The 6,519-nt window shown below is 72.1% G+C and carries 8 protein-coding genes and 1 pseudogene; 2 read left to right on the top strand and 7 right to left on the bottom strand.

Annotation, left to right across the window (positions count from 1 at the left end; translation table 11 throughout):
- The first annotated feature begins 846 nt into the window (after positions 1-846).
- Both ABD357_RS36255 and ABD357_RS36260 read left to right on the top strand, forming a co-directional pair.
- Positions 847-1,233, top strand: coding sequence for a hypothetical protein (locus ABD357_RS36255; protein ID WP_344395531.1), 387 nt, complete (start codon positions 847-849; stop codon positions 1,231-1,233).
- A 326-nt stretch (positions 1,234-1,559) separates the two neighbouring features.
- On the top strand, positions 1,560-1,805 hold the full coding sequence (locus tag ABD357_RS36260) for a hypothetical protein (protein ID WP_344395533.1): 246 nt from the start codon (positions 1,560-1,562) through the stop codon (positions 1,803-1,805).
- A 35-nt stretch (positions 1,806-1,840) separates the two neighbouring features.
- On the opposite strand, the gene ABD357_RS36265 is transcribed toward ABD357_RS36260, so the two are convergent.
- From ABD357_RS36265 to ABD357_RS36295, 7 genes and pseudogenes are all read right to left on the bottom strand, one after another.
- Positions 1,841-2,242, bottom strand: a complete 402-nt coding sequence (locus ABD357_RS36265; protein WP_344395534.1) for a hypothetical protein — start codon at positions 2,240-2,242, stop codon at positions 1,841-1,843.
- A complete protein-coding gene (locus tag ABD357_RS36270) occupies positions 2,239-2,616 on the bottom strand; it encodes a hypothetical protein (RefSeq protein ID WP_344395535.1) in 378 nt (125 codons plus the stop codon). The genes ABD357_RS36265 and ABD357_RS36270 overlap by 4 nt, the downstream gene beginning before the upstream one ends.
- On the bottom strand, positions 2,613-3,110 hold the full coding sequence (locus ABD357_RS36275) for a hypothetical protein (RefSeq protein ID WP_344395536.1): 498 nt from the start codon (positions 3,108-3,110) through the stop codon (positions 2,613-2,615). The genes ABD357_RS36270 and ABD357_RS36275 overlap by 4 nt, the downstream gene beginning before the upstream one ends.
- A 113-nt stretch (positions 3,111-3,223) precedes the next feature.
- Positions 3,224-3,670, bottom strand: a complete 447-nt coding sequence (locus tag ABD357_RS36280; RefSeq protein WP_344395537.1) for a hypothetical protein — start codon at positions 3,668-3,670, stop codon at positions 3,224-3,226.
- Positions 3,671-3,706: 36 nt separating this feature from the next.
- Positions 3,707-4,183 (bottom strand): hypothetical protein, encoded by a 477-nt coding sequence (locus ABD357_RS36285; protein WP_344395538.1) that lies wholly within the window; start codon positions 4,181-4,183, stop codon positions 3,707-3,709.
- A gap of 89 nt (positions 4,184-4,272) precedes the next feature.
- Positions 4,273-6,087 (bottom strand): VWA domain-containing protein, encoded by a 1,815-nt coding sequence (locus ABD357_RS36290; protein ID WP_344395539.1) that lies wholly within the window; start codon positions 6,085-6,087, stop codon positions 4,273-4,275.
- A 71-nt stretch (positions 6,088-6,158) separates the two neighbouring features.
- Positions 6,159-6,519, bottom strand: a pseudogene (locus ABD357_RS36295) (AAA family ATPase); the annotation flags it as partial.

A 6,519-nucleotide genomic window follows, 5' to 3' on the forward strand; every position in this document is an offset into this window, starting at 1 on the left:
CTCCCCGTGGGGAGGGAGATCGCGTTGACACTCTCGTACAAAATGCCTGATACGACGTCAGTCGTGGCACGTCCGCGCTCGACGCCAGGCGCACCTCTTGGCTCCGCTGGGATCACGATTGTGATGCAGTCGTTAAACATCGAACGTCCCACGGACTCGGCGTTGATGGCGCCGACGAGCCCCTTGTGCGGCGGGCGGTGATTCTCCGGCCAGGGTGAGCGTGGCGGTTGATGGGTTCACCTGACTGGCTGCCACCTATTCAGCGTGCCTGGCCTCGAATTCATCCAACCGTGCGGGCCGGTACAGCGACTCGGCCCACTGCATGGACATGCAGGTGGGCGAGACACCCGTGCGCTTGATCGTGACCTTGACCGACGCCCCGTCGCCCTCGGCCCAGCCATGCCCCGTGCAGGTGTTGCCCCTTGTACACGGTGCCGAGCACCGCCGCGTTCTGTGGGGCTTGGCGCGCACCGGCGCGAGGACCCGTTGATGCGGCAGGTTTTTATCTTGGCGCCACCTGTGCGGCGGGTATATGCACCGGCGCGGCGACCGTGGAAGCCGACAGCGCAAACAACGCGGCTACGAGCACGCTCATGACGTAGCGGCGGTGCAACGGGCGGTTCTTATCTGCGAGTCAGCTCGCCGAGTCGAGGAATGCACGGATTCTTACCTATTCGCACTATCTTGATGTCCATGAGAGCACATTCCACTGCTTCAGGTGATATCTCACTGCTTCGCACATACGTCGCTCGTTGGGAGAAACACGGCAGGCATGTCCCGGCCCACCGCTTGCAGACGCGATGCGGAGCGCCGTATCGCGTATGACTTCGACCAAAGGAGCAGGAGATGGCCCCGTCTCGTATCCGAATCCGTCTGCGTCCAATCACCGCCGCACTGCTGGGCCTTGTTGCATGGTGCGGGGTCCTCACGCCGTCCGTCCCGGCCGGGGCCCTTGCCCAGAGCAAGGCTGAAGCGACGCACTGCAAGATTCGGATCACAGGCAAGAAGGTCGCCGTACGTATGCCAGAGGGCGGCGCCAAGGTCGCCCGGCCCGACTCCCCCGTCGTCCGCTACGTCCACCGCGGCGATGTGATCACGAACAGGTTCTGCATCATCGCCCTTGGACGCACCAACGACGGGCCGCTTTACCGCAAGTGCGGCAGGGACGGCTACAACTGGTACATCGTTGCCGGCGGGCAGGTCCCGGTGACCTGTGCGCAGCGCGTCAGGTAGGCGGCGTCGGCCGCCCGGCAACACGCCGCGGGGCGGCCCCGCGCAGCAGTTGCCGTCACCGTCTGGCCGACGGCGCCGAGCGCCGCGGTGTTCTCCCGAAACGTGGCGCGGCCCGTTGCGGCTCTGTCCCCCTCACCCCTCCTTGGGTGATCACCTTCCGGGCACCGAACTGCCCACATCACACTTCCTCTTGGACGAACCATGAAGCACATGATGACCGCCGCAGCGGCGTTCCTCTTCCTGGCCTGCGCGACCGTTCCCGCACACGCGGACGCGAGGTCACGGATGGCAAGGTAGGGCTGAGCATCAAGGGCAAGGGCCTGTCCGTGAAGCGGGCGGGCGGCTGGATGGAGGGCCACGGCACCGGTGTCCGGGCCCGCCTGTACACGGTCTACAAGGGCCAGCGGACCGACATCACCAGATGGAAGGACGCGACTCCGGTCACTGCGGGAATGACGAAGTTCTCCAACGTCGGCTGGAACCTGAAGGGCCGAAGCTTCCGGGACGGCACCTGGCTGTGCATCCAGTTCAACAAAACGGATGGCACACCCTGCGCCAGGATCCACCGCTGACGTTGCTCAGCGGCCCGCCGGGGACTGCCGGCCGCTCAGTCACGTGCCGCAGGGGCCGCCCGCCGGTTCGCTCCGGGCGCCGGGGCGATGTCCTGGTAGACGCCAAGAAGCCGGACCAGGGCCGTGTCACTCACCTCGCATCGCTCGAGCATGAGCTCCAGCTCGGCAGCCGAGGAGCTGATCTTCTGGCTCACGTCGTCGGCTCCTTCGGTTCCTGTGGCCAGCCGGCCGCGCAGCGCCCGCAGCTCGCGGCCGGCCTGCTGCGCCTGTGCGTACGCGGCGTCCAGGTCGGTGGCGGTCTGGCACAGGGCGCGGGCCAGGCGGTGGAGGGGGTCACCGGGAGGGTGGCGGGCGGTCAGCATGGTCACGGGGGCGTCGCTGCCGAGCTGCTCGGCGAGCAGGCGGGTGCCCGGCCCCGGCGTGTTCGGGGGTGTCATGGCGGGGTGACCTCGTGCAGTGTGCCCAGGGCGCGGGCCAGGCGCAGGGCGAGGCTGCGGCCCTGGTTGGGGCCGTCGGCGTAGCCGCGGCAGATGGCCGGGGTGTCGGTTCCCAGCGTGCTGTGGCAGGTGATGTGTCCCTCGCGTTCCCGAGCCTCGGCCACCATGTCGGTGACCCGGCCCTCCTGCAGGTGCATCGGGTTGCCGGGGCGGAAGATGCAGATCGTGCACATCTCGGCGCACAGTCGTACGGCGCCCGTGTGCGGGTCGGCGACGTCGGCGTACGGGCCGTTGGCCTCGGGCTCGGCGCCGTCGTCGTGGGTGAGGCTGCGCCGCGGCGGTTCACCGTGGTTGTGCACGGTGTGCCGGTTCATCGCCGTCCTCCGCAGCCCGCGTGTCCGCAACCGCCGCAGAAGCCGCCGCTGTTGCACGAGCACGGGCAGCGCCTCTGCGGGCCGCGTCGGGCGGTCGGCTGGCCGACCGGGGTGAGAACACGGACGGTGGTGGGCGGCGGGGTGTCGTCGGGGTCGGGGGCGGTGCGTCGGACGGCCGCCGTGAGGAGGCCTGTGCGGGCCGACCGGGGCAGCCGGTCGAGTGCCTGCAGGCAGTGCTGCAGGTTCGGATCGCCCAGGCTGATGGGGGTGCGGGTGCAGGCCAGCAGTTGTGCGGCGGATTCCGCTACGACCCGGGCGAGGGCGGGCGGGTCCAGACTGGCGCGGTCCTCGTCCGGCAGGTGGTCCGCTGCGCGGGCCAACAGCGCGGCGAGGGGCGGAACTTCCTCGTCTGCGGCGGCGGCGAGGAGGGCGCGGGCGTGGCTGAGGAGGTGGTGCACCAGCAGGGGGCATGGTGGCTGACCGGTACCGGGCATGGTGGAAGTCCTTCCGGATGGGCGGGCCGGTGCGGTGCCCCGGCCCGACGTGGCGGGTTTCGGGTGGGGCGGGGGCCCGGTCGCGGGGCCCCCGCGTGGTCAACTGCGCCCGGTCACGCCCGGATACGCCGCGCGGCGGCCTGGTAGCTCTCCAGGACCAGGGCGAGTTGGTTCATCTGCTGGGCGAAGCGCGCGGCGTGCAGGTCGGTGGTGTGGCCGGTGCTGGTGAGCAGGCCGGTGACCGGGACGAAGGCCGGGTCCAGGCGGGGGTTGAGGGTGTCGTCGAGGCGGTCGCGTACGTGGGCGGCGTGGCGGCGCAGTTTGCCGTGGAGCCGGTCGGCCTCGCGGGCGGTGCTGACGACCAGATCGGCCAGCTCGCCCAGCGCGGTGCCGCGCTCCTGGCGGTGGCGGGTGAGGAGCCGGTAGCCGTCCTCGCCGAGGGCCGCTCGCAGGGCCTTCTCTCCTGGGGCGCGCCGGTAGGTGGAGTCTGAACTGGATGGAGTGGAGGGGGCGTTGACCCGGGCTGCGGTGCCGCGGACACGGCTGAAGCGTTCGGTCATGGCGAGTTCCTTCCTGTAGAGCGGATGGTTGGGGTGTCAGAGGGTTTCGCCGTAGGGGCAGGTGCAGGTGTGGCCTTCGTCGCGGGTGAAGGTGTCCGGCAGCGTGTCGGTGTGCATGAGCTCCTCGGGCTTGAGGGGCGGGTGGGCCAAGTGGGTGCCGAGGTCGGCCAGGTGCCTGATCTCGGCGAGGGGCACCGTTCCGGCGCACTGGGGGCAGGGGCCGAGGAGTTCGAAGGGTTCGTCGTCGTAGAGCGGGGTGCGGGCGAGGAAGGTGTACGTCTCGCCGGTGTCGGGGCAGGTGGCGGTGGCCAGTACGGGCTCGCCGGGTGTGGTGCGGCGGCGCAGCCAGTCCGGGTTGGTGGTGATCTGGTCCAGGCCGAGGCCGAGGGCGGCGGCCAGGCGGACGGCGGTGCGGGCGTGTTCCTCTGCCCGGTAGGGGCCGTGCAGGCTGATGACGTTGTGGTGGCGGATGAATGCGGCGGCGGCGTGGGCGCGTTCGGCAAGCGATGCCATGGCGGGAGGACTCCTTCGGGTACGGCGGTCGGTGATCGGTGGTCGGTTGGGGGTGCCGCCCCGGGACGGTGCCCGGGGCGGCACGGCGGTCAGGGCTGGACGGTGGCCAGGGCGGCGGTGGCGGCCTGGCCGATGGCGGCGGCGGCCTGGGCCGGGTCAGTGAGGTGGAGCAGGGTGGCGCCGGGCAGGGGGTGGGGGTCGGGGTCGAAGGCGAGCCACAGCACCGCGCACCCCGCCTGCCGTAGGGCGGCGATGCGTCCGGCAGCGTGGAGGGCCTCGTCGGGGTGGTAGTAGCCGTCGGAGGCGATCACCAGCAGGCGGCCCGTGCCCGGCCGGGTGAGGTCGACTCCGGCTTCCAGGGCGTCGATGGCCTCGGCGAGGCTGTGGCCCATGCCGCTGGCGTCGAACTCGCTCACCCGGGTGGGGGCGCGGCCGGGCGCGGTGATCGCGGTGAGGGAGCGGTCGTAGGCGACGGTGGCGCTGCGCGAGTCGGGGTCGGTGAGGGCTGCGGCCTTGGCGAGGATCCAGGCGGCCGAGGCGATCGGCGCTGCGGCCAGGCTCATGGAGCCGGAGACGTCCACCGCGATGCCCACCCGCAGCGGCGGGGTGGGGCTGGGCCGGTGCACGGTGCGCATCCAGGGGGTCGCGGTCGGGGTGGCGCCTGCGGCCTGCTGGGCGTCCCGGGCCAGGGCCTGGCGCATGTTCAGGCGTCCGGGCGGGGCCATCGAAGGGGTGACGGTGGTGGTGCGTTCCCGGTAGGCGGCGGCCCGCAACGCCCGCGCCAGCTGCCCGGCCGCCGCCTTCTCCGCTGCCCTCGGGGGCCGGGTTCCGGTCACCGGGGACCGGCCGCGCTGGCCTTTGACGGGTTTGCCGGGGGTGTGGGGGCGGCCGCCGGGTGCGAAGACCTTCTCGGCCGTCTTCGCGGCCTGCCGCGCGTGGGCGGCCTGGGCGGCCTTGGCCTGCCTGCGGGCGGTGCGGGCGGCCTCGACGCGCGCCTGGGCTGCGGCCTGGGCGGCCTCGTTCGCGGCCACCGCGCCGATGACCTTGCCGATCGCCTCGGCCAGCTCGCCCCTGCGGCCGGTGGGGTCGGGGGCCGGTTCGGGGCCTGCGGGGTCGGCTCCGAGCGCCTGGCACCAGGCCTCGGCGTGCGCCAGCATGCCCTGCGCGTCCTCGTCGGCGGTGGCGTGGGCGGCCCTCCAGATCCGGGCGAGAGTTGCCAGCAGGTCCTTGCCGAGGATGTGGGTGACGGTGTTCTCCAGTACTTCGGTCTCGTCCTCGTCGAGGATTCCGGCGTCCCGGCGGGCCAGGATCAGCCCGGCCGCCGCTGCGGCCTGCCACCGGTCGGTGGGGGTCTGGCTGGTGAAGTCCCCGAGGACCAGGGTGTGTACGGCGGCTCGCAGGAAGCGGCGGTCTGCGGGGCGGCGGGAAAGGTGGGCGCCTTCGGCGCGGGATTCCTCCAGCAGCTGGGCCGCCGCATCCAGGGCGGTGCCGCGTAGTGGGGGCGGGGTGGTCCAGCGGCTGTGCGCGGCGTGCGCGGCCTCGTGGGTGAAGGCGCCCCAGGCGACCGGGTAGCGCTCCTCGTCGCCGGAGCGCGTCGGGTCGATGGTGACCGGGTGCAGGGGGGCGAAGAGCGCCCGGTCGATCTCCAGACAGGCCAGGGTCGGGAAGAAGGCGGCCGGAGCTCCGGAACGGGTGTGTTCTTCGCAGGTGACGAGCACGTCCTCGCGCCCCGTCAGTTCGGGGAGGCGCTCGCTCAGGGCGGCGGCGATGCGCAGCCACTGTCCGGCCTGCGGGCGCGGGCAGGGTTCTGCGGTGGGGCCGCCGTCGTCCTCCCAGCGGGCCAGGTCGCGTTCGGCTTCGGTCAGGACGGGCGGGGTGGGCATCACGTGCGGGTGTGCGGGCATGGCGGGTCGGTCCCTTCCAGGAGAGCGGTGGGGTGTGCTGGCGCCGGAACAGAGGGCGATGGGTGGGGGTGTCAGAGCTGGCGGCCCAGGGCCAGGGCGGTGACCGGGCGGCCGATGGCCTCGGTGACGATCTCGGCGACCGTGTCGCGGTCTTCCAGCGGGGCGATGCCGACCAGGTTGGCGAAGGCTGCCTCGGTGCCGAGCACATCGGCGATCTTCTGGAAGGCGATCAGTTCACGCAGCTGTGGGGCCCACCCGGTGTCGCCTGCCTGCTGGAGGGTGGCGAGGTTCCGGGCGATGCGCACCGCGGTCCGGTTGATCTTCAAGGCGGCGGCCAGGTCGTAGTCCGAGCCGACCTGGATCTGTACCGAGAACCGGGAGGCGAGGGCCTCGGTGAGGACCGCCCCGTGGACGCCGGGGTTGTGTCCGGCG

The organism is Streptomyces vastus (assembly GCF_039532825.1).
Classification (GTDB): Bacteria; Actinomycetota; Actinomycetes; order Streptomycetales; family Streptomycetaceae; genus Streptomyces; species Streptomyces vastus.

Bases quoted from the DNA above. Each gene is read 5' to 3' on its own strand.
- ABD357_RS36255 (WP_344395531.1), top strand. From the start codon at position 847: ATGGCCCCGTCTCGTATCCGAATCCGTCTGCGTCCAATCACCGCCGCA.
- ABD357_RS36265 (WP_344395534.1), bottom strand. From the start codon at position 2,242: ATGACACCCCCGAACACGCCGGGGCCGGGCACCCGCCTGCTCGCCGAG.
- ABD357_RS36270 (WP_344395535.1), bottom strand. From the start codon at position 2,616: ATGAACCGGCACACCGTGCACAACCACGGTGAACCGCCGCGGCGCAGC.
- ABD357_RS36275 (WP_344395536.1), bottom strand. From the start codon at position 3,110: ATGCCCGGTACCGGTCAGCCACCATGCCCCCTGCTGGTGCACCACCTC.
- ABD357_RS36280 (WP_344395537.1), bottom strand. From the start codon at position 3,670: ATGACCGAACGCTTCAGCCGTGTCCGCGGCACCGCAGCCCGGGTCAAC.
- ABD357_RS36285 (WP_344395538.1), bottom strand. From the start codon at position 4,183: ATGGCATCGCTTGCCGAACGCGCCCACGCCGCCGCCGCATTCATCCGC.
- ABD357_RS36290 (WP_344395539.1), bottom strand. From the start codon at position 6,087: ATGCCCGCACACCCGCACGTGATGCCCACCCCGCCCGTCCTGACCGAA.